The following is a 21,662-nucleotide window of genomic DNA, read 5'->3' on the forward strand; positions in this document are numbered from 1 at the left end:
GAATCACCCGCAGATCGGTTCAACCACTGTGTTGCATCCCTCGGTTGAACTCACAGTAGGGAACGTGTCAACGCTATTCTGGACGGGCATAATGACAAAAAAGGGCGCTTTAATCGGTGCATTTTTTATTTATACGTTTCCAGCGTGCATAATAACAAGATCACAACAACACACATCGGAGGCTTTTATGCCATTGCATAATTTAACTCGTTTTCCACGGTTGGAGTTTATCGGCGCACCGACACCGCTCGAATATCTGCCACGTTTTTCTGATTATCTCGGGCGGGACATTTTCATCAAACGGGATGACGTCACCCCGTTGGCAATGGGCGGAAATAAGTTACGCAAACTGGAATTTCTCGCAGCAGACGCCTTGCGCGAAGGTGCTGATACACTGATTACCGCCGGAGCGATTCAGTCTAACCATGTGCGCCAGACTGCCGCAGTGGCCGCAAAACTTGGTTTGCATTGCGTGGCGCTGCTGGAAAATCCCATTGGCACTGCCGCAGAAAACTATTTAACCAACGGCAACCGCTTGTTGCTGGATCTGTTCAATACTCAGATTGAAATGTGCGATGCGCTGACCGATCCTGATGCCCAACTGGAAGAGTTAGCGACTCGCGTCGAAGCGCAAGGCTTTCGCCCATACGTCATTCCGGTTGGCGGCTCCAATGCTTTAGGTGCGTTGGGCTATGTGGAGAGTGCGCTGGAAATCGCCCAGCAGTGTGAAGGGGCGGTTAATATATCGTCGGTGGTGGTGGCATCAGGCAGTGCCGGAACTCACGCCGGGCTTGCTGTAGGGCTGGAACAACTGATGCCTGAAACAGAACTGATTGGCGTGACTGTTTCACGTTCTGTTGCTGACCAGTTGCCGAAGGTGGTTAGCCTACAACAGACGATCGCGAAAGAACTGGAGCTGACTGCATCAGCGGAAATTTTACTCTGGGATGACTATTTTGCGCCTGGTTACGGTGTGCCGAATGACGAAGGCATGGAGGCGGTGAAACTGCTGGCGCGTCTGGAAGGCATTCTGCTTGATCCCGTGTATACCGGAAAAGCGATGGCGGGGCTGATTGATGGTATAAGTCAGAAACGCTTCAAAGATGAAGGACCGATTCTGTTTATTCATACCGGGGGCGCGCCTGCACTGTTCGCCTATCATCCCCACGTTTAGCGCCGGAAATGCTCATGCAAGAAAGTATACAACTGGTTATTGATTCGCTGCCGTTCCTGTTGAAAGGGGCAGGGTATACGCTGCAACTCAGCATCGGCGGCATGTTTTTTGGCTTACTGCTGGGATTTATTCTCGCGCTGATGCGCCTGTCGCCCGTCTGGCCAGTGCGTTGGCTGGCGCGTTTTTATATCTCCATTTTCCGTGGTACGCCACTCATCGCACAGCTGTTTATGATCTACTACGGTTTACCTCAGTTTGGCATTGAATTAGACCCGATTCCGTCAGCGATGATTGGCCTGTCACTGAACACCGCCGCCTATGCAGCCGAAACGCTGCGGGCAGCGATTTCGTCCATTGATAAAGGTCAGTGGGAAGCAGCTGCCAGTATCGGCATGACGCCGTGGCAAACTATGCGTCGTGCTATTTTGCCACAGGCCGCGCGGGTAGCACTGCCGCCGCTGTCGAACAGTTTTATCAGCCTGGTAAAAGATACTTCTCTGGCTGCGACGATTCAGGTGCCAGAGCTGTTCCGTCAGGCGCAGTTGATTACTTCGCGCACACTGGAAGTTTTCACCATGTATCTGGCGGCTTCGCTCATCTACTGGATTATGGCGACGGTGTTATCGACGTTGCAGAACCATTTTGAGAATCAACTTAATCGCCAGGAGAGGGATCCAAAATGAGTGCCATTGACGTTAAAAACCTGGTGAAAAAATTCCACGGTCAGACGGTGCTGCATGGCATAGATCTGGAGGTTAAAACCGGCGAAGTGGTGGCTATTATAGGTCCAAGCGGATCCGGGAAAACCACGTTGCTACGCAGCATAAATTTGCTGGAACAACCAGAAGCGGGGACGATTACCGTCGGGGATATCACCATTGATACCGCGCGTTCGTTAAGTCAGCAAAAATCCCTGATTCGTCAGTTGCGCCAGCACGTTGGTTTTGTTTTCCAGAACTTTAATTTGTTTCCGCATCGTACGGTGCTGGAAAACATTATTGAAGGGCCGGTGATTGTCAAAGGTGAACCAAAAGAGGAAGCCACGGCGCGCGCACGTGAGTTGTTGGCGAAAGTTGGCCTTGCAGGCAAAGAAACCAGCTATCCACGTCGTTTATCTGGCGGTCAACAGCAGCGTGTGGCGATTGCCCGGGCGCTGGCGATGCGTCCCGAGGTGATTTTGTTTGATGAGCCAACGTCGGCCCTGGACCCAGAGCTGGTGGGCGAAGTCCTGAATACTATCCGCCAGCTGGCACAGGAAAAGCGCACAATGGTCATTGTTACGCACGAAATGAGCTTTGCCCGTGACGTTGCTGACCGCGCGATCTTTATGGACCAGGGGCGGATAGTAGAGCAGGGCTCGGCGAAAGCGTTATTTGCTAATCCACAGCAGCCCCGTACCCGCCAGTTTCTCGAGAAGTTTCTACTGCAATAATAAGAAAAAATCAGCCCCGGTGAGTTAGTTACCGGGGCGAACCACTCTTCTGAAGACTCAATAAACGGTCAATAAATCAGCATAACTCATTAATAACATAAGAGAATGCGATGTCTTGCAAAAGTAATTCATTATCTGAATAATATAAATTATATATAAATCTTATTTATGTGATAGCTTGAGTTTTCAGTATAAATGATACTCACTCTCAGGGGCATTGCGGTTTACTATGCAGGATACGGATTTTTTTAGCTGGCGTCGCACAATGCTGTCGCGCTTTCAGAGGATGGAGGCCGCAGAAGAGGTCTACCATGAAATAGAGCTTCAGGCTCAGCAGCTCGAGTACGATTACTATTCGTTATGTGTTCGCCACCCGGTGCCATTCACGCGACCCAAAGTGGCTTTCTACACCAATTACCCTGAGTCGTGGGTTAGTTATTATCAGGCAAAAAACTTTCTCGCTATTGATCCCGTGCTCAACCCTGAAAACTTCAGTCAGGGCCATTTATTGTGGAATGATGACTTATTCAGTGAAGCCCAGCCATTATGGGAGGCTGCGCGTGCACATGGTTTACGCAGGGGAGTTACTCAGTATTTAATGCTACCGAACCGGGCGTTGGGATTTTTGTCATTTTCTCGTAGCAGTACGCGCGAAATACCTGTTCTTAGTGATGAGCTGCAATTAAAAATGCAGTTACTGGTGCGCGAAAGTCTGATGGCGCTGATGCGTTTAAATGATCAAATAGTGATGACGCCGGAGATGAATTTCAGTAAGCGGGAAAAGGAAATTTTGAAATGGACCGCGGAAGGTAAGACATCGGCAGAGATTGCAATGATCTTGTCAATCTCCGAGAACACGGTTAATTTTCATCAGAAAAACATGCAGAAAAAAATCAACGCGCCGAATAAGACCCAGGTTGCCTGCTACGCTGCCGCAACTGGCTTAATATGACCTCTATTTCATTCTGCGTGCCAGGTGTAAAACCGGCTGAAAGGTGTGCTTTCAGCCGGTTTTATATTACTGACGGTAGGCCTGTTTAATTTGCTTAACCGTTTTGGAAAATACCGCAGCCTGGGTTTCGTCTTCGATCAGCGCAAGCTGTTTTTCCATCTTTAACATCACGCGGCCCGCGTCAGCTTGTCCCATCGCCTGCAGCATCAGCGTCAGCATCGCTTTCAGGCAGGAGACTTCATTTGCCAGTTCTTGATTATTCTCGGCAGTAGAAAAATCAGGCGTACTCATTTATTTTCCTCGTCATGTTGCAATGAAAATTTGCAGTAAAAAATGTTAAGGCGGCGGAGTATACCATAAGCTTTGCTAAAAATAGCAGTGGTTGTTTTTTGGTCGCTGAATCATGATTGATATTAAATTAGTTAATATAGTGGTTAATAAATATTTATATCATGAATGTTTTTTGTGCGTATTTATTGAGTTAATTAATGTTACATATTCATGCTGATGATTTTTCATTTGTGCTGAATGAAGTCAATTTTTGTCACATTTCAGTCTAACCGGCAGGTTACAACGCTGCGGAAGCTTTTTGGTGACGGACGTGACCATAACTGCGGACAATCGAATTATCAAAAATGAGAGAAAAATCGAATACCCACCATTTTTAACGTTTCAAAGTTGCAATAAAACCCGCTAATATACGGATGACTAACTATCAGTAGCGTTATCCCTATTTCTGGAGATATTCCTTTGATCAACGTTCTACTTGTTGATGACCACGAACTGGTGCGCGCAGGGATACGACGCATTCTGGAAGATATAAAGGGTATTAAAGTCGTTGGTGAGGCTTCCTGTGGTGAAGATGCCGTTAAGTGGTGCCGGGCAAATTCCGTCGACGTGGTGCTAATGGACATGAGCATGCCTGGCATTGGCGGCCTTGAGGCGACGCGTAAAATCGCCCGTTCAACCGCAGATGTCAAAATCATCATGCTTACGGTTCACACCGAAAACCCTTTACCAGCAAAAGTCATGCAGGCTGGCGCTGCGGGCTATCTAAGCAAAGGTGCGGCCCCGCAGGAGGTGGTGAGCGCGATTCGTTCTGTCTATTCTGGGCAGCGTTACATTGCTTCTGACATTGCGCAACAAATGGCGTTAAGCCAGATCGAACCAGAAAAAACAGAAAGCCCATTTGCCAGTTTGTCTGAACGCGAATTGCAGATTATGCTGATGATTACCAAAGGCCAGAAGGTCAATGAGATTTCAGAACAGCTTAATCTCAGCCCGAAAACGGTGAACAGCTATCGCTACCGTATGTTCAGTAAATTAAACATTCATGGCGATGTTGAGCTGACTCACCTGGCTATTCGCCATGGTTTGTGTAATGCGGAGACGTTAACAAGTCAGTGAGTGTTCAGTTTGACGCAAAAGCGTTTTTAAAAACCGTCACCAGCCAGCCGGGCGTTTATCGCATGTATGATGCTGGTGGTACGGTTATTTATGTCGGTAAAGCGAAAGACCTGAAAAAACGGCTTTCCAGCTATTTCCGTAGCAATCTCGCTTCGCGCAAAACGGAAGCGTTGGTCGCCCAGATCCAGCAAATCGATGTCACGGTGACTCATACTGAAACCGAAGCATTATTGCTGGAACACAACTACATCAAACTCTATCAGCCGCGTTACAACGTTTTGTTACGCGATGATAAATCTTACCCCTTTATCTTCCTCAGTGGCGATACACATCCACGTCTGGCGATGCATCGCGGTGCGAAGCACGCCAAGGGAGAGTATTTCGGCCCGTTCCCGAATGGTTATGCGGTGCGTGAAACTCTGGCGTTGTTGCAAAAGATTTTCCCCATTCGCCAGTGCGAAAATAGCGTTTATCGCAATCGCTCGCGTCCATGCCTGCAATACCAGATAGGGCGCTGTCTTGGGCCGTGCGTAGCCGGGTTGGTTAGCGAAGAAGAGTATGCCCAGCAGGTTGAATATGTGCGCCTGTTTTTATCGGGTAAAGACGATCAGGTGCTTAAGCAACTGATTAGCCGCATGGAAACAGCCAGCCAGAATCTGGAGTTTGAAGAAGCGGCACGTATTCGCGACCAAATTCAGGCGGTGCGACGCGTCACCGAAAAACAATTTGTCTCTAATACGGGCGACGACCTTGATGTTATTGGCGTGGCGTTCGATGCTGGTATGGCATGTGTCCATGTTTTGTTTATTCGTCAGGGCAAAGTGCTCGGTAGCCGTAGCTATTTTCCGAAGGTGCCGGGCGGTACGGAACTGGGCGAAGTCGTGGAAACCTTTGTTGGTCAGTTCTATTTACAGGGCAGCCAGATGCGCACTCTCCCGGGTGAGATCCTGCTCGATTTTAATCTTAGCGATAAAACGCTGCTCGCCGATTCATTATCAGAACTGGCGGGGCGCAAGATAAACATTCAGACCAAACCGCGTGGCGACAGGGCGCGTTACCTGAAACTTGCGCGGACGAATGCAGCAACAGCGTTAACCACCAAACTTTCGCAGCAATCAACCGTTCATCAGCGACTGACAGCGCTTGCCAGCGTGTTGAAATTGCCGGAAGTGAAACGGATGGAATGTTTCGATATCAGCCATACGATGGGCGAACAAACCGTTGCCTCGTGCGTGGTGTTTGATGCTAATGGCCCACTGCGTGCGGAGTATCGGCGCTATAACATCAATGGCATTACGCCGGGCGATGATTATGCGGCGATGAATCAGGTGTTGCGTCGGCGTTATGGTAAAGCCATCGATGACAGTAAGATTCCGGACGTGATCCTGATTGATGGTGGCAAAGGACAACTTGCGCAGGCGAAAAATGTCTTCGCCGAGCTGGACGTCCCCTGGGATAAAAACCATCCGTTGTTACTTGGCGTTGCCAAAGGGGCCGACCGTAAGGCTGGGCTGGAAACATTGTTCTTCGAGCCTGAAGGAGAGGGCTTTTGCTTACCGCCAGATTCGCCTGCGTTGCACGTCATCCAGCATATTCGCGATGAATCACACGATCATGCGATTGGCGGACATCGCAAAAAACGGGCGAAGGTCAAAAATACCAGCACCCTGGAAACCATTGAAGGCGTCGGGCCAAAACGTCGGCAAATGTTGTTGAAATATATGGGCGGTTTGCAAGGTTTACGTAACGCCAGCGTCGAAGAAATTGCAAAAGTGCCGGGTATTTCGCAAGGTCTGGCAGAAAAGATCTTCTGGTCGTTGAAACATTGATGTCTCTGTAGCAACATAGGGGTAATCTTACTGACAACAGATAGTTACCCGTCATTATGCAATTTAATATCCCTACGTTGCTCACACTGTTCCGTGTCATCCTTATCCCATTCTTTGTATTGGTTTTTTATCTACCTGTTACCTGGTCGCCGTTTGCTGCCGCGCTCATTTTCTGCGTCGCGGCGGTGACTGACTGGTTCGATGGTTTTCTGGCGCGTCGCTGGAACCAGAGTACCCGTTTTGGCGCCTTCCTTGATCCAGTAGCAGACAAAGTGCTTGTCGCCATCGCCATGGTGCTGGTAACCGAGCATTATCATAGCTGGTGGGTGACCTTACCGGCGGCAACGATGATTGCCCGTGAAATTATCATTTCTGCTCTGCGTGAATGGATGGCTGAACTCGGTAAACGTAGCAGTGTGGCCGTATCCTGGATTGGTAAAGTCAAAACGACTGCCCAGATGGTCGCGCTGGCTTGGTTGCTGTGGCGCCCGAATATTTGGGTTGAGTACGCCGGTATTGCCCTTTTCTTTGTGGCTGCGGTGCTGACACTCTGGTCAATGTTGCAATATTTGAGCGCTGCTCGCGCAGATTTGCTTGATCAGTGATCGTTTCGACGCAAATTTCAGCAAACGATCAAAAGTGATGAAAAATATCGTTGACTCAACGCGTCAGGTAAGTAGAATGCAACGCATCGAACGGCGGCACTGATTGCCAGACGATAATAAAATCAAGTGATTAGCTGATTGCTTGATGATTGCGGGAATAGCTCAGTTGGTAGAGCACGACCTTGCCAAGGTCGGGGTCGCGAGTTCGAGTCTCGTTTCCCGCTCCAGTTTAAACGACATCGGCATTAAGCGGGTGTCTGGCTTAAAAGCCTGAGGAATTTGGCGCGTTAACAAAGCGGTTATGTAGCGGATTGCAAATCCGTCTAGTCCGGTTCGACTCCGGAACGCGCCTCCAATTTTTCCCGAGCCCGGATGGTGGAATCGGTAGACACAAGGGATTTAAAATCCCTCGGCGTTCGCGCTGTGCGGGTTCAAGTCCCGCTCCGGGTACCATGGGAAAGATAAGAATAATCAAAGCAATAAGCAGTGTCGTGAAACCACCTTCGGGTGGTTTTTTTGTATGTGCAACTTGTCGTTACACCCTCTCTGATTTTTAATCTCCGGGTAATCCACTCGAAAAGTATCTCTATGCCAGACCGACATGTAAGATAGGTGCTGGCGAGTCGAGATCCACAAGGAAAAGCGTATGAAAACTGGACCGTTAAACGAAAGTGAGTTGGAATGGCTGGATGATATCTTGACCAAATACAACACTGACCACGCCATCCTTGATGTGGCAGAGCTGGACGGTTTGTTGACGGCGGTGTTGAGTTCTCCGCAAGAAATTGAACCAGAACAGTGGCTGGTTGCTGTGTGGGGTGGGGCGGATTATGTGCCGCGCTGGGCGTCAGAGAAAGAGATGACGCGCTTTATGAACCTGGCGTTTCAACATATGGCCGATACTGCAGAGCGCCTCAACGAGTTTCCTGAACAGTTTGAACCGTTATTTGGTCTGCGAGAAGTTGACGGTAGCGAGCTGACGATTGTCGAAGAGTGGTGCTTTGGCTATATGCGTGGCGTTGCGCTTTCTGACTGGTCAGCATTGCCTGACTCATTAAAACCAGCGCTTGAAGCGATTGCGTTGCACGGTACTGAGGAAAACTTCGAGCGCGTAGAGAAGATGTCGCCAGAAGCGTTTGAAGAAAGCGTGGATGCCATTCGACTGGCGGCGCTTGATTTGCATGCTTACTGGATGACGCATCCTCAGGAAAAAGCTGTTCAGCAACCGATTAAAGCTGAAGAAAAACCTGGTCGTAACGACCCTTGCCCATGTGGTAGTGGCAAGAAATATAAGCAGTGCTGCCTGCATTAAGAGGCTATATTGGGTGTCAGAATTAACTCTGGCACCCATGTTTTAAGGATGCGGACAAAAATCTGGACTATGTCCATATACACGGCAAAGCATTTATCCCACTTCTGGCAACAATCCTGCCGCAATCAAAAATTGCACGCCAATCACGCCAATGCCACAGATAAACACCAACACCAGTGCGGGACGTCCACCTTTCACCCGATAGCTTGCTTGTGGATTATGCTTCCTGCTCTGCCAGGTCAGCAGTGAAGGAATTATCAACGCTAATACTGCCAGCGCTACGCCAGCATACCCGAGCGCCATTACAAAACCACGTGGATAAAACAGCGCGAACGCCAGTGGCGGCAGAAAGGTAATTACACCGGTTTGCAGTCTTCCACCAACGGTATTGGAACGCTGAAACAAATCCGCCAGATAATCAAATAAGCCTAACGCTACGCCCAGGAAAGATGTGGCGAGGGCTAAATCAGCGAATAAATGCACTGCCAACTCGACATGCGGCGAGGCCACCACTTCGCGTAATGCCTGTAACAGCCCATTTAATCCAGCATGATTCGCCAGCAGTCCCATAAAGGTTGTTGAATCAATACTGCCCAGTGTCGCCAGTTGCCAGAAAATATATGCCACCAGAGGGATCGCGCTACCGGTAATAAACACCCAGCGCAATTTACGAATGTTGCCATCCATATAGCTGACGATGCTCGGTACGCTACCGTGAAAACCAAACGAGGTAAAAATCACCGGAATTGCAGACAATGCCAGACCCTGTTGCAGTGGCAGCGTTAGCAGATTGATTTTATGAATATGTGGTAGCAGCAATACCAGCATTAGTACCAGGAAAATAATCTTGGCGCTGAACAAAAAACGGTTAAACAAATCGACCAGCGACGTCCCAACACAAACCACACCACCGGCAACAAAAGTAAACAACAGCACGCCAGCGGTTGTGGTCATTGAAATGCCTGTCCAGTCGCTGATGCTGGAGGCAAGTAATTCACCGGCACCGCTGATATATGCTGCGGTCAGGGCATACATTAAAAACATCATACTGAAGCCGGTCAGCCACTGACCGTAGCGGCCCAGATAGCGTTTTGCCAGTGTGCCTAAGCCGGTATCTGCAGGGACATGCTGATACACTTCCAGCAGTAACAGCGCGGTGTAACACATCAAGGCCCACAAGCCGATTAACAATGTCAGAGTGACGGTAAAACCGACGCCAGCCGCTGCCAGCGGCATTGCCAGCATACCTGCGCCAATTGTGGTTCCCGCCACGATAAAAACACTTCCCAGAGTTCTGTTTTTCACGCTTTCTTCTGTCCTGACGATCTTTATGAGTGATATCTGCGGCGCAGGTTAAGGTATTATCTATACTTCGTCAAATCGACGTTACATACAGTGTAAACAAAAATGTACGATAAATGCATTCAGAACTGAGCTGGCGCAAAGCCATAAAGCGCAGGGATCGTTACGCTATGCTTTTTTTGAGGAGGAACGATGGAATCTATTCACGGTCATGAAGTGTTAAATATGATGATTGAATCAGGTGAGCAATATACGCACGCCAGCCTGGAAGCGGCGATCAAAGCGCGTTTTGGTGATCAGACACGTTTTCATACTTGCTCGGCTGAAGGGATGACAGCGGGAGAGTTGGTGGCTTTTCTGGCGGAAAAAGGCAAATTTATTCCCTGCGAAGAAGGGTTCTCAACCGATAAAAGTAAGATTTGTCGTCACTGATCTGAAACGGCGGCAGAAAATCTGCCGCCAGAGAAGATTAGTTTTGTGTGTCGAGGGTAGAGAGTTCTTTATCGATGAAATAAAGTCCTTCGCCGCTTTTCCCCGCCAGGCTCAATTTATCAATAATAGATTTGAACAACTTCTCTTCTTCGTGTTGCTCAGACACATACCATTGCAGGAAATTGAACGTTGGGTAGTCCTGATTAGTCATGGCAGCGTGAGCGAGTTCGTTAATTTTTTGCGTAATTAATTGTTCGTGTTTATAGGTTTCCTGGAATAATTCATCAAGTGAAGAATATTCAGCAAACGGTGATTCAACGGTATTAATTCGCGGTAAATTTCCGGTATCGGTCAGGTAATCAAACAGACGCTGCATATGCGTCATCTCTTCCTGGGCGTGGCGACGCAGAAACGCGGCAGCACCTTCGAAGGTGTGATAGCTGCACCATGCGCTCATTTGCTGATAAAGCAGTGAAGAGTAGAGTTCCAGGTTCATCTGCTCATTAAGTTTTTCAATCATTTCTGGTTTCAGCATGATAGTGCTCCACAAAGGTTATATTTGTTGCTGTGGCGCCACTATAATTTGTTATTTTATTATTTGCAAAAGGTAAAATATTAAATTCAATTATTAAAAATGCGAATGTGAATAAAACGCATTAACACTATTTGAGATGGTAATTAACCAGCGAAGCCTCCCTCGCTGATTAAAATCTTTATTGATAAGCCGAGGGGGTTAAGTATCGGCACTGATACGACAGTGTAAATTGCGTATTCAGACATAATGATCCTGCAAACAAACTACAGTTACTTACAGGTTGCCCAAACGCAAAGGCGCGGGTAAATCCAACCTGCTGACATGCGCGGTTCGCGATTCCCTGATCGAGATAGTTGTCAGTGCGGGTGTGTTGTAAAAAAGCCTGATTATAAACGAGGCGGACAATGCCACTCGTGGCGTCAACATCGCTGAGGTGAGCCTGACGAGTTACGGTACAGCCCGCTACTGTTAAAAGTGAAAAAACAATTATCAGATGTTTCATGTCACAGCCTGAAGAGGGAGAAGAAACAGGTATTGTACTTGTGGACACAGCCAGGTTATGGACAGAAAAGACGACGGATTAGCGCTATTCCTTGCTTTCTGCAGAACGCACATATCTTGTGGTTATCATTTGCGTAACATTAAAGGGGTATTTATGTGATTTGCATCACATAAAGATTGATTTTTGTGATGGATGTCATATTATAAGCAGCAAGAACAATAACACCTGCATAACAAATAATCGGAGTGGCGCGATGAAACTGCGTAAGATCCTGAAAAGCATGTTCAATAATTATTGCAAGACGTTCAAAGACGTACCGCCAGGCAATATGTTCAGATAATAAAAAAACCTGCTCCGGCAGGTTTTTTTATACCCTGATGCGGGCTGATGTGACTATCGTTGAGGAAGGGAAGCCGCTACTATAACGGCTTTCAAAATGCTATCAGGAGTTTAGGATGTCCCAGCCGCTGAATGCCGATCAGGAACTGGTTTCTGATGTTGTTGCTTGCCAGTTGGTGATCAAACAAATTCTCGACGTGCTCGATGTGATCGCGCCTGTTGAGGTTCGTGAAAAAATGTCCAGCCAGCTGAAGAATATTGATTTTACCCACCATCCGGCTGCTGCTGACCCAGTCACTATGCGTGCTATTCAAAAAGCCATCGCGTTGATTGAGCTAAAGTTTACCCCACAAAACGAATCCCATTAAAAAACCGCCGCCTCAGCGATGTGAGGCAGCGGTTTTCACCACTTTTTGTGTATTCGGCGCATCTTTTCATGCGCCGATTTTATTAATGTATCTGATGCGACACGACATTCAGAACATGCTGGTCGGTCTGGACAGGGCACATACCGGCCAGTTTCGCACTGCGCACTTCATCAAGAATGGTTTGCAGTAAGAGACCATCGTGCTGCTGTTCTTTTTCCAGATCGCGCAGAAAATCGACAGTAGAATCATCATTCAATTCTTTAGCTTCATTTGCTAATTGCGCCAGCGTGCTTGAACGCTGCTCATATTCTTCCAACGTTTTTTGGAAGAGTTCTTCCAGAGAGTTCAGTTTTTCGCCAGGTACATCAATGGCTTTAACGATGGGCGTCGCTCCGACGCTTTTCATGAAGTTAAACATGCGCATCATTTGAGTCACGTTACTTTGTGCCTGGGAGCGAAGAAAAGTCGCGGTGCCATTCAGACTTTGTTCAGAACACCAGTTGCTCAGGTGGAGGTAGAGATTGGATGCATAAAACTCGCGGTTCATTTGAGTGTTGAGTTTGAGAAGCATTCCAGTGGTTGCCATACCTAATATCCTTATATCCAGAAGACGAGAGGTGCAAGATAAATCAAAACACCGTAATTACTGTTTGCAGAATAATTCCTTTCTGCGGGTCCGAAATGTGATCCTGGAGTCAATTCTGACGATGATCTGAAATAAGCATAACGTCTGAAGCATTATAAGAAAATCCTTAAATCACCAAGTTTATATTTTTTTACATTTCATTGATTAGAGTTATTGATTTGCAATAACTCTCAATGTTGTGAATTTATGGATGTTATTGATATTAAATGAATTTATCAATTTCATGATGCTGTTCTTATATTTTTAGGTATTTTTTCAGTTTTGCGATGATGCTCGCATTATGGATTTATCCTTCATTAATGAAGGTGGTGATAATTAACAGCGAAAGGAATTTTGTCTGGAATTTTTATTCTTCTTACATCATTCACCATTCAGCTGTAATGAGCAGCTTCTTGCCCGAGCAAATTAGATTAAAAAGAAGACACGCCAGAGCTATCAAATGATGCCACAAGGATTTCCAGGCTAATCTTATGGACTAATCTGCTAAGTCATTTCTCATTTGTCATACAATTTACGTCTTCCGTATGTCTTTTATTGCTAAATTCATGCACGTTCTCACTGTAATTCTGCGGTGTGATATTGCTCTCCTATGGAGAATTAATTTCTCGCTAAAACTATGCCAACACAGTCACTTATCTTTTCGCCAAAGGTAATGCTTTGTTTTCCGATTGAATTAACGAAAGTTCTTAGGTTTTGCCCTACACAAAATGATGCTAAAGCTGGAGATAACCATGCACAAATTTACTAAAGCTCTTGCAGCCATCGGTCTGGCTGCCGTTATGTCACAATCCGCTATGGCGGAAAATTTGAAACTCGGTTTCCTGGTGAAGCAACCAGAAGAACCGTGGTTTCAGACTGAATGGAAGTTTGCCGATAAAGCCGGGAAAGATTTAGGCTTTGAAGTTATTAAGATAGCCGTACCTGATGGCGAAAAAACACTGAACGCTATTGATAGCCTGGCAGCCAGTGGCGCGAAAGGTTTTGTTATCTGTACTCCGGACCCGAAACTGGGTGCAGCCATCGTGGCGAAAGCGCGTGGCTACGATATGAAAGTTATTGCCGTGGATGATCAGTTTGTTAATGCCAAAGGTAAGCCGGTTGATACCGTTCCATTGGTGATGATGGCGGCGACGAAAATTGGCGAACGTCAGGGCCAGGAACTGTATAAAGAGATGCAGAAACGTGGCTGGGATGTGAAAGAAAGCGCCGTAATGGCGATTACTGCCAACGAACTGGATACCGCCCGTCGTCGTACCACCGGTTCTATGGATGCGCTGAAAGCCGCCGGATTCCCGGAAAAACAAATTTATCAAGTTCCTACCAAATCTAACGACATTCCAGGGGCGTTTGACGCCGCCAACTCTATGCTGGTTCAGCATCCTGAAGTTAAACACTGGTTGATCGTCGGTATGAACGACAGCACCGTGCTGGGTGGCGTACGCGCGACGGAAGGTCAGGGCTTTAAAGCCGCAGATATTATCGGTATCGGTATTAACGGTGTGGATGCGGTGAGTGAACTGTCAAAGGCACAGGCTACGGGTTTCTATGGTTCACTGCTGCCAAGCCCGGACGTTCATGGCTATAAATCCAGCGAAATGCTTTACAACTGGGTAGCAAAAGACGTTGAACCGCCAAAATTCACTGAAGTTACCGACGTGGTGCTGATCACGCGTGACAACTTTAAAGAAGAACTGGAGAAAAAAGGTTTAGGCGGTAAGTAATCTGCCGGAAAAATTCCCCTCTGCGTGATGCAGAGGGGGTGTAAAACGACCAGTGATTCACGGAGACGTTATGCAACAGTCTACCCCGTATCTCTCATTTCGCGGCATTGGTAAAACCTTTCCAGGCGTCAAGGCGCTTACGGATATCAGTTTTGACTGTTATGCCGGTCAGGTTCATGCATTGATGGGTGAAAATGGCGCCGGAAAATCAACACTTTTAAAAATCCTTAGTGGAAACTATGCGCCAACCACGGGTTCTGTAGTGATTAATGGGCAGGAAATGTCCTTTTCCGATACCACCGCAGCACTGAATGCGGGTGTCGCGATTATTTACCAGGAACTGCATCTCGTGCCGGAAATGACCGTCGCGGAAAACATCTATCTCGGCCAGCTTCCTCATAAAGGCGGCATCGTGAATCGTTCACTGCTGAATTATGAAGCTGGGATACAGCTCAAACATCTGGGTATGGATATTGACCCGGATACGCCGCTGAAATATCTCTCCATCGGGCAATGGCAGATGGTTGAAATTGCCAAAGCTCTGGCACGTAACGCCAAAATTATCGCTTTTGATGAACCAACCAGCTCCTTATCCGCGCGTGAAATAGACAATCTGTTTCGCGTCATTCGTGAACTGCGAAAAGAGGGGCGGGTGATCTTATACGTTTCTCACCGTATGGAAGAAATTTTTGCGCTCAGCGATGCCATCACTGTTTTTAAAGATGGTCGTTACGTCAAAACCTTTACCGACATGCAGCAGGTAGATCATGACTCGCTGGTACAGGCAATGGTTGGTCGCGACATCGGCGATATCTACGGCTGGCAACCGCGCAACTATGGCGAGGAGCGCTTGCGTCTGGATGCGGTAAAGGCGCCAGGTGTGCGTACGCCAATAAGCCTGGCTGTTCGCAGTGGCGAAATCGTCGGCCTGTTTGGTCTGGTGGGGGCAGGGCGCAGCGAATTAATGAAAGGCATGTTTGGCGGTACGCAAATTACCGCTGGGCAGGTTTATATCGACCAACAGCCGATCGATATCCGTAAACCGGGCCACGCCATTGCCGCTGGCATGATGCTCTGCCCGGAAGATCGCAAAGCGGAGGGCATTATTCCAGTGCATTCGGTGCGCGACAATATCAACATCAGCGCTCGTCGCAAACATGTGCACGGCGGTTGCGTGATCAACAACGGCTGGGAAGCCAATAATGCCGATCACCACATTCGTTCTCTCAACATCAAAACGCCAGGTGCAGAGCAATTGATCATGAATCTTTCCGGCGGTAATCAGCAAAAAGCCATTTTGGGGCGTTGGTTATCCGAAGAGATGAAAGTCATTTTGCTTGATGAACCTACGCGCGGCATCGATGTGGGGGCTAAACATGAAATTTATAACGTGATTTATGCGCTGGCCGCGCAGGGCGTGGCGGTACTGTTTGCCTCCAGTGACCTGCCCGAAGTCCTTGGTGTCGCCGACCGGATCGTAGTTATGCGGGAAGGTGAAATCGCCGGTGAATTGCTACACGAGCAGGCAGATGAGCGTCAGGCACTAAGCCTTGCTATGCCTAAAGTCAGCCAGGCAGTTGCCTGAGTAAGGAGAATAAGATGTCTTCTGTTTCTACATCGGGTTCTGGCGCACCTAAGTCGTCATTCAGCCTCGGGCGTATCTGGGATCAGTACGGTATGCTGGTGGTGTTCGCAGTGCTTTTTATCGCCTGTGCCATCTTCGTGCCGAACTTTGCCACCTTTATTAATATGAAAGGGCTGGGACTGGCAATCTCCATGTCGGGGATGGTGGCTTGCGGTATGTTGTTTTGCCTGGCCTCAGGTGACTTTGACCTTTCTGTCGCCTCGGTGATTGCCTGCGCAGGCGTAACCACTGCGGTGGTTATTAACCTGACCGAAAGTTTGTGGATTGGCGTGGCGGCAGGTTTACTGCTGGGCGTTCTCTGCGGCCTGGTGAATGGTTTTGTTATCGCTAAATTGAAAATCAACGCCCTGATTACCACGCTGGCGACGATGCAGATTGTCCGTGGTCTGGCGTATATTATCTCTGACGGTAAAGCGGTGGGCATCGAAGATGAAAGCTTCTTTGCACTCGGTTATGCCAACTGGTTCGGCCTGCCTGCGCCAATCTGGCTCACTGTGGCTTGCCTGGTCGTCTTTGGTTTGCTGTTGAACAAAACCACTTTTGGTCGTAATACATTGGCAATTGGCGGTAACGAAGAGGCGGCACGCCTCGCGGGTGTACCGGTAGTCCGTACCAAAATTATTATCTTCGTTCTCTCTGGTCTCGTATCGGCGATTGCCGGGATCATTCTGGCTTCTCGTATGACCAGCGGCCAGCCAATGACGTCTATTGGTTATGAGTTGATTGTTATCTCTGCCTGCGTTTTAGGTGGCGTTTCTCTGAAAGGCGGCATCGGAAAAATCTCATATGTAGTGGCGGGTATCTTAATTTTAGGCACCGTGGAAAACGCCATGAACCTGCTTAATATTTCTCCGTTTGCACAGTATGTTGTTCGTGGCTTAATCCTGCTGGCTGCGGTGATCTTCGACCGTTATAAGCAAAAAGCGAAACGCACTGTTTAATGCTTCATCTGAACATTATTTAGTTCCAAAATCCTCCACAGCCAACCGCCACAACGGTTGGCTGTTCTTTTTGCCAATGGCGAGCCTCGTCACACTGTCTATACTTACATGTCTGTAAAGCGCGTTCTGCGCGAACAATAAAAAGATAAGGAGGAGTACCGGGTGACAGAACCGTTAACCGAACCCCCTGAACTATCCGCGAATTATGCCTGGTTTTTTGATCTCGATGGAACGCTGGCGGAAATCAAACCGCATCCCGATCAGGTCGTCGTACCTGAAAATATTCTGCAAGGACTCCAGCTGCTGGCAACCGCAAGTGATGGTGCATTGGCATTGATATCAGGGCGCTCAATGGTAGAGCTTGACGCACTGGCGAAACTTTATCGCTTTCCGTTAGCGGGTGTGCATGGGGCGGAGCGCCGTGACATCAATGGTAAAACGCATATTGTTCATTTGCCGGAAGCGATTGCCCGGGATATTAGCGTTCAACTGCATACGGCTATCGCCAGGCTTCCCGGTGTGGAGATTGAGGCTAAAGGGATGGCGTTTGCGCTGCATTATCGTCAGGCACCGCAGCATGAGGACGCCTTATTGACATTAGCGCAGCGCATTACCCAGATTTGGCCGCAAATGGCGTTACAACAGGGAAAGTGTGTCGTTGAGATAAAACCGAGAGGTACCAGCAAAGGGGACGCGATTGCCGCATTTATGCAGGAAGTTCCCTTTATTGGCCGCAAGCCTATTTTTTTAGGCGATGACTTAACCGATGAATCTGGCTTCTCGGTCGTTAACAGGCTGGGCGGAATGTCAGTGAAAATTGGCACAGGCGCAACTCAGGCATCATGGCGGCTGGCGGGCGTGCCGGATGTCTGGCGCTGGCTTGAAATGATAACCAACGCATTACAACAACTAAAAAGAGACAATAACAGGAGTGATGACTATGAGCCGTTTAGTCGTAGTATCTAACCGGATTGCACCACCAGACGAGCACGCCGCCAGTGCCGGTGGCCTTGCTGTCGGTATACTGGGGGCGCTGAAAGCCGCAGGTGGACTGTGGTTTGGCTGGAGTGGCGAAACAGGGAATGAGGATCAGCCGCTAAAAAAGGTGAAAAAAGGAAATATCACCAGGGCCTCTTTTAACCTCAGTGAAAAGGATCTCGACGAATACTACAACCAATTCTCCAATGCTGTTCTCTGGCCCGCATTTCATTATCGACTCGATCTGGTGCAATTTCAGCGTTCCGCCTGGGAAGGCTATTTACGCGTGAATGCATTGCTGGCAGATAAATTACTGCCGTTGCTGGAAGACGATGACATTATTTGGATCCACGATTATCACCTGTTGCCATTTGCGCATGAACTCCGCAAACGTGGCGTGAATAATCGTATTGGTTTCTTCCTGCATATTCCTTTCCCGACGCCGGAAATTTTCAACGCGCTGCCGACTTCTAACACGTTGCTTGAACAGCTTTGTGATTATGATTTGCTGGGGTTTCAGACAGAAAACGATCGCTTGGCGTTTCTGGATTGCCTTTCCAACCTGACGCGCGTCACGACGCGTAGTTCGCGCAATCATACGGCCTGGGGCAAGGCATTTCGCACCGAAGTTTACCCTATTGGTATTGAACCGGATGAAATAGCCAAACAGGCTGCCGGACCGCTGCCGCCCAAACTGGCGCAATTAAAAGCGGAGCTGAAAAGCGTACAAAATATCTTTTCTGTCGAACGACTGGATTATTCCAAAGGTCTGCCTGAGCGTTTTCTCGCCTATGAAGCCTTGCTGGAAAAATATCCGCAACATCATGGCAAAATACGTTATACCCAGATAGCGCCAACCTCGCGTGGTGATGTGCAGGCGTATCAGGATATTCGTCATCAGCTGGAAAATGAAGCCGGGAGAATTAACGGAAAATATGGGCAATTAGGCTGGACGCCGCTTTATTATCTGAACCAGCATTTCGACCGTAAATTACTGATGAAAATCTTCCGCTATTCCGATGTCGGATTAGTGACGCCGCTGCGTGACGGGATGAATCTGGTGGCGAAAGAATATGTCGCCGCCCAGGATCCTGCCAATCCCGGCGTACTGGTACTTTCACAATTTGCGGGGGCGGCGAATGAACTGACGTCAGCGTTAATCGTTAACCCATACGATCGTGATGAAGTCGCGGCGGCGTTGAATCGGGCATTGACTATGTCGCTGGCAGAACGTATTTCCCGTCATGCAGAAATGTTGGAAATTATCGTGAAAAACGATATTAACCACTGGCAGGAGTGCTTTATTAGCGACCTAAAGCTGATAGTTCCGCGCAGCGCGGAAAGCCAGCAGCGCGATAAAGTTGCGACCTTTCCAAAGCTGGCGTAATTGCGCTTAATCTCCCTTAAGCGGAACCAACAGCACATCAACCTCACTTGAGGCAATCACACTTTTCGCAGAGCAGGATGCTCGCGAAAAGAAACTGTGATTATGATTACCGCAAATCACCAAATCGAATTTATGTTTACGGCATACCGCCAGAATATGTTCGCTCAACTCTCCGTAAGCTATAAACTTTTCTTCAACGGGATATCCAGCATCCTGAATTAATTTGTCCAGAAAGTTTTGTGTTTCTTCATGCATCACACTGCGTAAATCCTCAAGCATCGGCGCGGCTAATTGATTGTACATTTCTGGATCGGAAGCGAGGGTGATTAAACTGATACGCCCATTAACGGGACGGGCGATAGATACCGCTTTTGCTAACAGTTGCTGGCTTTCCGGTGAGACAGCAACGGCAACAAGAATATTGGCGTAACTCATAACCTGCTCCTTATTCTATGAACTTCAGGTGAGATCACAGCTTTACCCTGAATGAGCTATAGATGCAATAACAACTTGGTCAAAAATGCAAATATTAGCATGATCATTAATAAAAATAATTAATCAATATCGTAGTGTTACTATGTAGTCATGCGGGTGATGATGAGGAAGTGGAGAAATTGATTTCTCTCACTAAACAAATGGTTAATATTAATAAAACATATTTTTAACATTGGTATTGTTGGCAGGCTTAATTTTTTTTAAATGGCATATTATTATTTAATTGGCTGTTTTTTTAATGATTTACAGAGATCATAGATATTTATCCCATATCCGGGATATGGTTATTCACGGTGATTTATATTAACAGCGCGCAACATCTCAATTTTATCCCGCCACATCATTTTTGCTGGCAGATAAGCTGAAAAACTTTTTAACAGAATGAAATATACGCAAAACAAAAGTATGACTTATACATCAATGTTAAGTAATTGAGTGTTTTGTGTGATCCGTGTCACACATTGTCGAAAATCGCAGCTCCGCTCCGTTGTATGTATGAGTGGTGACGAGTACAGTTGCGTCGAATTAGGAAAAATCTTAGATAAGTGTAAAAAGCATCACTCTGTGTAAGATGTGTTTCACCTCTTATGATGTCTGTGTGTTTTTTCGTTGATCGCTACTATTCCATTTTTATTTACTTTTTACCGGGATTTCCCGGCGACATCACGGGATGCGGTGATACCGCATAAAAAATAAAGTTAGTTATTCTGGGTGGGAATAATGCATACCTCCGAGTTGCTGAAACATATTTATGACATTAACTTGTCATATTTACTTCTTGCACAGCGTCTGATCGTTCAGGACAAAGCGTCCGCCATGTTTCGTCTCGGTATTAATGAAGAAATGGCTACAACGCTGGCGACGCTGACTCTTCCGCAAATGGTTAAACTGGCCGAAACCAATCAACTGATTTGTCAATTCCGCTTTGACAGCCACCAGACTATTAACCAACTGACGCAGGATTCCCGTGTTGACGATCTCCAGCAAATTCATACCGGCATTATGCTCTCCACGCGTTTATTGAATGATGTTAATCAGCCCGAAGAAGCACAACGTAAGAAAAGGGCCTGATCATGAGTGAAAAAAGCATTGTTCAGGAAGCCCGTGATATCCAACTCGCCATGGAGTTGATAACCCTGGGCGCTCGTTTGCAGATGCTGGAAAGTGAAACACAATTAAGTCGCGGACGCCTGATCAAGCTCTATAAAGAGCTGCGCGGAAGCCCGCCGCCGAAAGGGATGTTGCCGTTCTCTACCGACTGGTTTATGACCTGGGAACAAAATGTCCATGCGTCGATGTTCTGTAATGCATGGCAGTTTTTACTGAAAACCGGGTTATGTAATGGCGTCGATGCGGTAATCAAAGCCTATCGTTTATACCTTGAACAGTGCCCACAAGCCGAAAACGGACCACTGCTGGCGCTAACCCGCGCCTGGACTCTGGTGCGATTTGTCGAAAGCGATTTACTGCAACTTTCCAGCTGCAACTGCTGCGGCGGTAATTTTATCACTCATGCTCATCAACCTGTCGGCAGTTTTGCCTGCAGCTTATGTCAACCGCCATCACGCGCCGTAAAAAGACGTAAACTTTCTCAGAACCCTGCCGATATTATCCCTCAACTGCTGGATGAACAGAGAATACAGGCTGTTTAACCCATACG

At 47.6% G+C, this 21,662-nt stretch carries 25 protein-coding genes and 3 tRNA genes; 21 read left to right on the forward strand and 7 right to left on the reverse strand.

Annotation, left to right across the window (positions count from 1 at the left end):
- Nucleotides 1-187: 187 nt before the first annotated feature.
- The 4 genes from dcyD (at nt 188) to sdiA (ending at nt 3,558) form a co-directional block, all read left to right on the forward strand.
- On the forward strand, nt 188-1,174 hold the full coding sequence (dcyD, locus tag AACS80_RS14050) for a D-cysteine desulfhydrase (RefSeq protein ID WP_135407089.1): 987 nt from the start codon (nt 188-190) through the stop codon (nt 1,172-1,174).
- A 14-nt stretch (nt 1,175-1,188) separates the two neighbouring features.
- A complete protein-coding gene (tcyL, locus tag AACS80_RS14055; protein WP_130223595.1) occupies nt 1,189-1,857 on the forward strand; it encodes a cystine ABC transporter permease in 669 nt (222 codons plus the stop codon).
- On the forward strand, nt 1,854-2,606 hold the full coding sequence (gene tcyN / locus AACS80_RS14060) for an L-cystine ABC transporter ATP-binding protein TcyN (RefSeq protein ID WP_130218658.1): 753 nt from the start codon (nt 1,854-1,856) through the stop codon (nt 2,604-2,606). Before tcyL ends, tcyN begins: the two co-directional genes overlap by 4 nt.
- 229 nt (nt 2,607-2,835) lie before the next feature.
- Nucleotides 2,836-3,558, forward strand: a complete 723-nt coding sequence (sdiA, locus tag AACS80_RS14065; protein WP_130208555.1) for a transcriptional regulator SdiA — start codon at nt 2,836-2,838, stop codon at nt 3,556-3,558.
- Nucleotides 3,559-3,624: 66 nt separating this feature from the next.
- Here sdiA and yecF read toward each other — a convergent pair whose 3' ends face one another.
- Both yecF and AACS80_RS14075 read right to left on the reverse strand, forming a co-directional pair.
- On the reverse strand, nt 3,625-3,849 hold the full coding sequence (gene yecF, locus AACS80_RS14070) for a DUF2594 family protein YecF (protein ID WP_000106474.1): 225 nt from the start codon (nt 3,847-3,849) through the stop codon (nt 3,625-3,627).
- A complete protein-coding gene (locus AACS80_RS14075; RefSeq protein WP_240725831.1) occupies nt 3,836-3,970 on the reverse strand; it encodes a hypothetical protein in 135 nt (44 codons plus the stop codon). The genes yecF and AACS80_RS14075 overlap by 14 nt, the downstream gene beginning before the upstream one ends.
- Before the next feature lie 338 nt (nt 3,971-4,308).
- On the opposite strand from AACS80_RS14075, the gene uvrY reads away from it, so the two are divergent.
- From uvrY to yecA, 7 genes are all read left to right on the forward strand, one after another.
- Entirely contained in the window at nt 4,309-4,965 is a 657-nt protein-coding gene (uvrY, locus tag AACS80_RS14080) for a UvrY/SirA/GacA family response regulator transcription factor (protein WP_064529316.1), read from the forward strand.
- Nucleotides 4,962-6,794, forward strand: coding sequence for an excinuclease ABC subunit UvrC (gene uvrC / locus AACS80_RS14085; RefSeq protein WP_138183835.1), 1,833 nt, complete (start codon nt 4,962-4,964; stop codon nt 6,792-6,794). Before uvrY ends, uvrC begins: the two co-directional genes overlap by 4 nt.
- Nucleotides 6,795-6,850: 56 nt before the next feature.
- Nucleotides 6,851-7,399 (forward strand): CDP-diacylglycerol--glycerol-3-phosphate 3-phosphatidyltransferase, encoded by a 549-nt coding sequence (gene pgsA / locus AACS80_RS14090; RefSeq protein WP_001160187.1) that lies wholly within the window; start codon nt 6,851-6,853, stop codon nt 7,397-7,399.
- A 151-nt stretch (nt 7,400-7,550) separates the two neighbouring features.
- A tRNA-Gly gene (locus tag AACS80_RS14095) sits at nt 7,551-7,626 on the forward strand.
- Between the two features lie 54 nt (nt 7,627-7,680).
- Nucleotides 7,681-7,754 (forward strand) — tRNA-Cys (locus tag AACS80_RS14100).
- Between the two features lie 11 nt (nt 7,755-7,765).
- A tRNA-Leu gene (locus AACS80_RS14105) sits at nt 7,766-7,852 on the forward strand.
- A 193-nt stretch (nt 7,853-8,045) separates the two neighbouring features.
- Nucleotides 8,046-8,711, forward strand: a complete 666-nt coding sequence (yecA, locus tag AACS80_RS14110) for a UPF0149 family protein YecA (RefSeq protein WP_130208551.1) — start codon at nt 8,046-8,048, stop codon at nt 8,709-8,711.
- Nucleotides 8,712-8,804: 93 nt separating this feature from the next.
- Here yecA and tyrP read toward each other — a convergent pair whose 3' ends face one another.
- Nucleotides 8,805-10,016 carry a tyrosine transporter TyrP gene (gene tyrP, locus AACS80_RS14115; protein ID WP_130208549.1) on the reverse strand — a complete coding sequence of 404 codons (1,212 nt, stop codon included), beginning with the start codon at nt 10,014-10,016 and terminating at the stop codon, nt 8,805-8,807.
- 189 nt (nt 10,017-10,205) lie between these two features.
- Between tyrP and AACS80_RS14120 the strand changes: the two genes are divergently transcribed.
- Nucleotides 10,206-10,445: a YecH family metal-binding protein gene (locus tag AACS80_RS14120; protein WP_130208547.1), complete on the forward strand. Its 240-nt coding sequence runs from the start codon at nt 10,206-10,208 to the stop codon at nt 10,443-10,445.
- Between the two features lie 37 nt (nt 10,446-10,482).
- Here the strand turns inward: AACS80_RS14120 and ftnA are convergent, their stop codons facing one another.
- Both ftnA and yecR read right to left on the reverse strand, forming a co-directional pair.
- Nucleotides 10,483-10,980: a non-heme ferritin gene (gene ftnA, locus AACS80_RS14125; RefSeq protein ID WP_000917208.1), complete on the reverse strand. Its 498-nt coding sequence runs from the start codon at nt 10,978-10,980 to the stop codon at nt 10,483-10,485.
- 178 nt (nt 10,981-11,158) lie between these two features.
- Nucleotides 11,159-11,482, reverse strand: coding sequence for a YecR family lipoprotein (gene yecR, locus AACS80_RS14130; RefSeq protein WP_135410093.1), 324 nt, complete (start codon nt 11,480-11,482; stop codon nt 11,159-11,161).
- Between the two features lie 253 nt (nt 11,483-11,735).
- On the opposite strand from yecR, the gene azuC reads away from it, so the two are divergent.
- Both azuC and yecJ read left to right on the forward strand, forming a co-directional pair.
- On the forward strand, nt 11,736-11,822 hold the full coding sequence (azuC, locus tag AACS80_RS14135; RefSeq protein ID WP_010723106.1) for a stress response protein AzuC: 87 nt from the start codon (nt 11,736-11,738) through the stop codon (nt 11,820-11,822).
- Nucleotides 11,823-11,937: 115 nt separating this feature from the next.
- On the forward strand, nt 11,938-12,189 hold the full coding sequence (yecJ, locus tag AACS80_RS14140) for a DUF2766 family protein YecJ (protein ID WP_064529310.1): 252 nt from the start codon (nt 11,938-11,940) through the stop codon (nt 12,187-12,189).
- A gap of 82 nt (nt 12,190-12,271) precedes the next feature.
- On the opposite strand, the gene AACS80_RS14145 is transcribed toward yecJ, so the two are convergent.
- Nucleotides 12,272-12,775, reverse strand: a complete 504-nt coding sequence (locus AACS80_RS14145; protein WP_130208543.1) for a non-heme ferritin-like protein — start codon at nt 12,773-12,775, stop codon at nt 12,272-12,274.
- 791 nt (nt 12,776-13,566) lie between these two features.
- Between AACS80_RS14145 and araF the strand changes: the two genes are divergently transcribed.
- The 5 genes from araF to otsA all read left to right on the forward strand — a co-directional run bounded on the left by araF (nt 13,567) and on the right by otsA (nt 19,507).
- On the forward strand, nt 13,567-14,556 hold the full coding sequence (gene araF / locus AACS80_RS14150; RefSeq protein WP_130208541.1) for an arabinose ABC transporter substrate-binding protein AraF: 990 nt from the start codon (nt 13,567-13,569) through the stop codon (nt 14,554-14,556).
- 70 nt (nt 14,557-14,626) lie between these two features.
- Nucleotides 14,627-16,141, forward strand: coding sequence for an arabinose ABC transporter ATP-binding protein AraG (gene araG, locus AACS80_RS14155; protein ID WP_130259923.1), 1,515 nt, complete (start codon nt 14,627-14,629; stop codon nt 16,139-16,141).
- Between the two features lie 14 nt (nt 16,142-16,155).
- Nucleotides 16,156-17,142: an arabinose ABC transporter permease AraH gene (gene araH / locus AACS80_RS14160; protein WP_130208537.1), complete on the forward strand. Its 987-nt coding sequence runs from the start codon at nt 16,156-16,158 to the stop codon at nt 17,140-17,142.
- A 162-nt stretch (nt 17,143-17,304) separates the two neighbouring features.
- Entirely contained in the window at nt 17,305-18,108 is an 804-nt protein-coding gene (gene otsB, locus AACS80_RS14165; protein WP_135410091.1) for a trehalose-phosphatase, read from the forward strand.
- Nucleotides 18,083-19,507 (forward strand): alpha,alpha-trehalose-phosphate synthase, encoded by a 1,425-nt coding sequence (gene otsA / locus AACS80_RS14170; RefSeq protein ID WP_135410090.1) that lies wholly within the window; start codon nt 18,083-18,085, stop codon nt 19,505-19,507. The genes otsB and otsA overlap by 26 nt, the downstream gene beginning before the upstream one ends.
- A gap of 6 nt (nt 19,508-19,513) precedes the next feature.
- Here otsA and uspC read toward each other — a convergent pair whose 3' ends face one another.
- Complete coding sequence (gene uspC / locus AACS80_RS14175; protein ID WP_130208531.1) at nt 19,514-19,942, reverse strand: universal stress protein UspC; 429 nt, start codon at nt 19,940-19,942, stop codon at nt 19,514-19,516.
- Between the two features lie 780 nt (nt 19,943-20,722).
- Between uspC and flhD the strand changes: the two genes are divergently transcribed.
- Together flhD and flhC are read left to right on the forward strand one after the other, a co-directional pair.
- Entirely contained in the window at nt 20,723-21,073 is a 351-nt protein-coding gene (gene flhD / locus AACS80_RS14180) for a flagellar transcriptional regulator FlhD (protein WP_130208529.1), read from the forward strand.
- Between the two features lie 2 nt (nt 21,074-21,075).
- The gene (gene flhC / locus AACS80_RS14185) at nt 21,076-21,654 is read left to right on the forward strand and encodes a flagellar transcriptional regulator FlhC (protein ID WP_064529301.1); all 579 of its coding nucleotides are present in this window, start codon (nt 21,076-21,078) and stop codon (nt 21,652-21,654) included.
- Nucleotides 21,655-21,662 lie beyond the last annotated feature (8 nt).

It is taken from the genome of Escherichia sp. E4385, assembly GCF_963883145.1.
GTDB lineage: Bacteria > Pseudomonadota > Gammaproteobacteria > Enterobacterales > Enterobacteriaceae > Escherichia.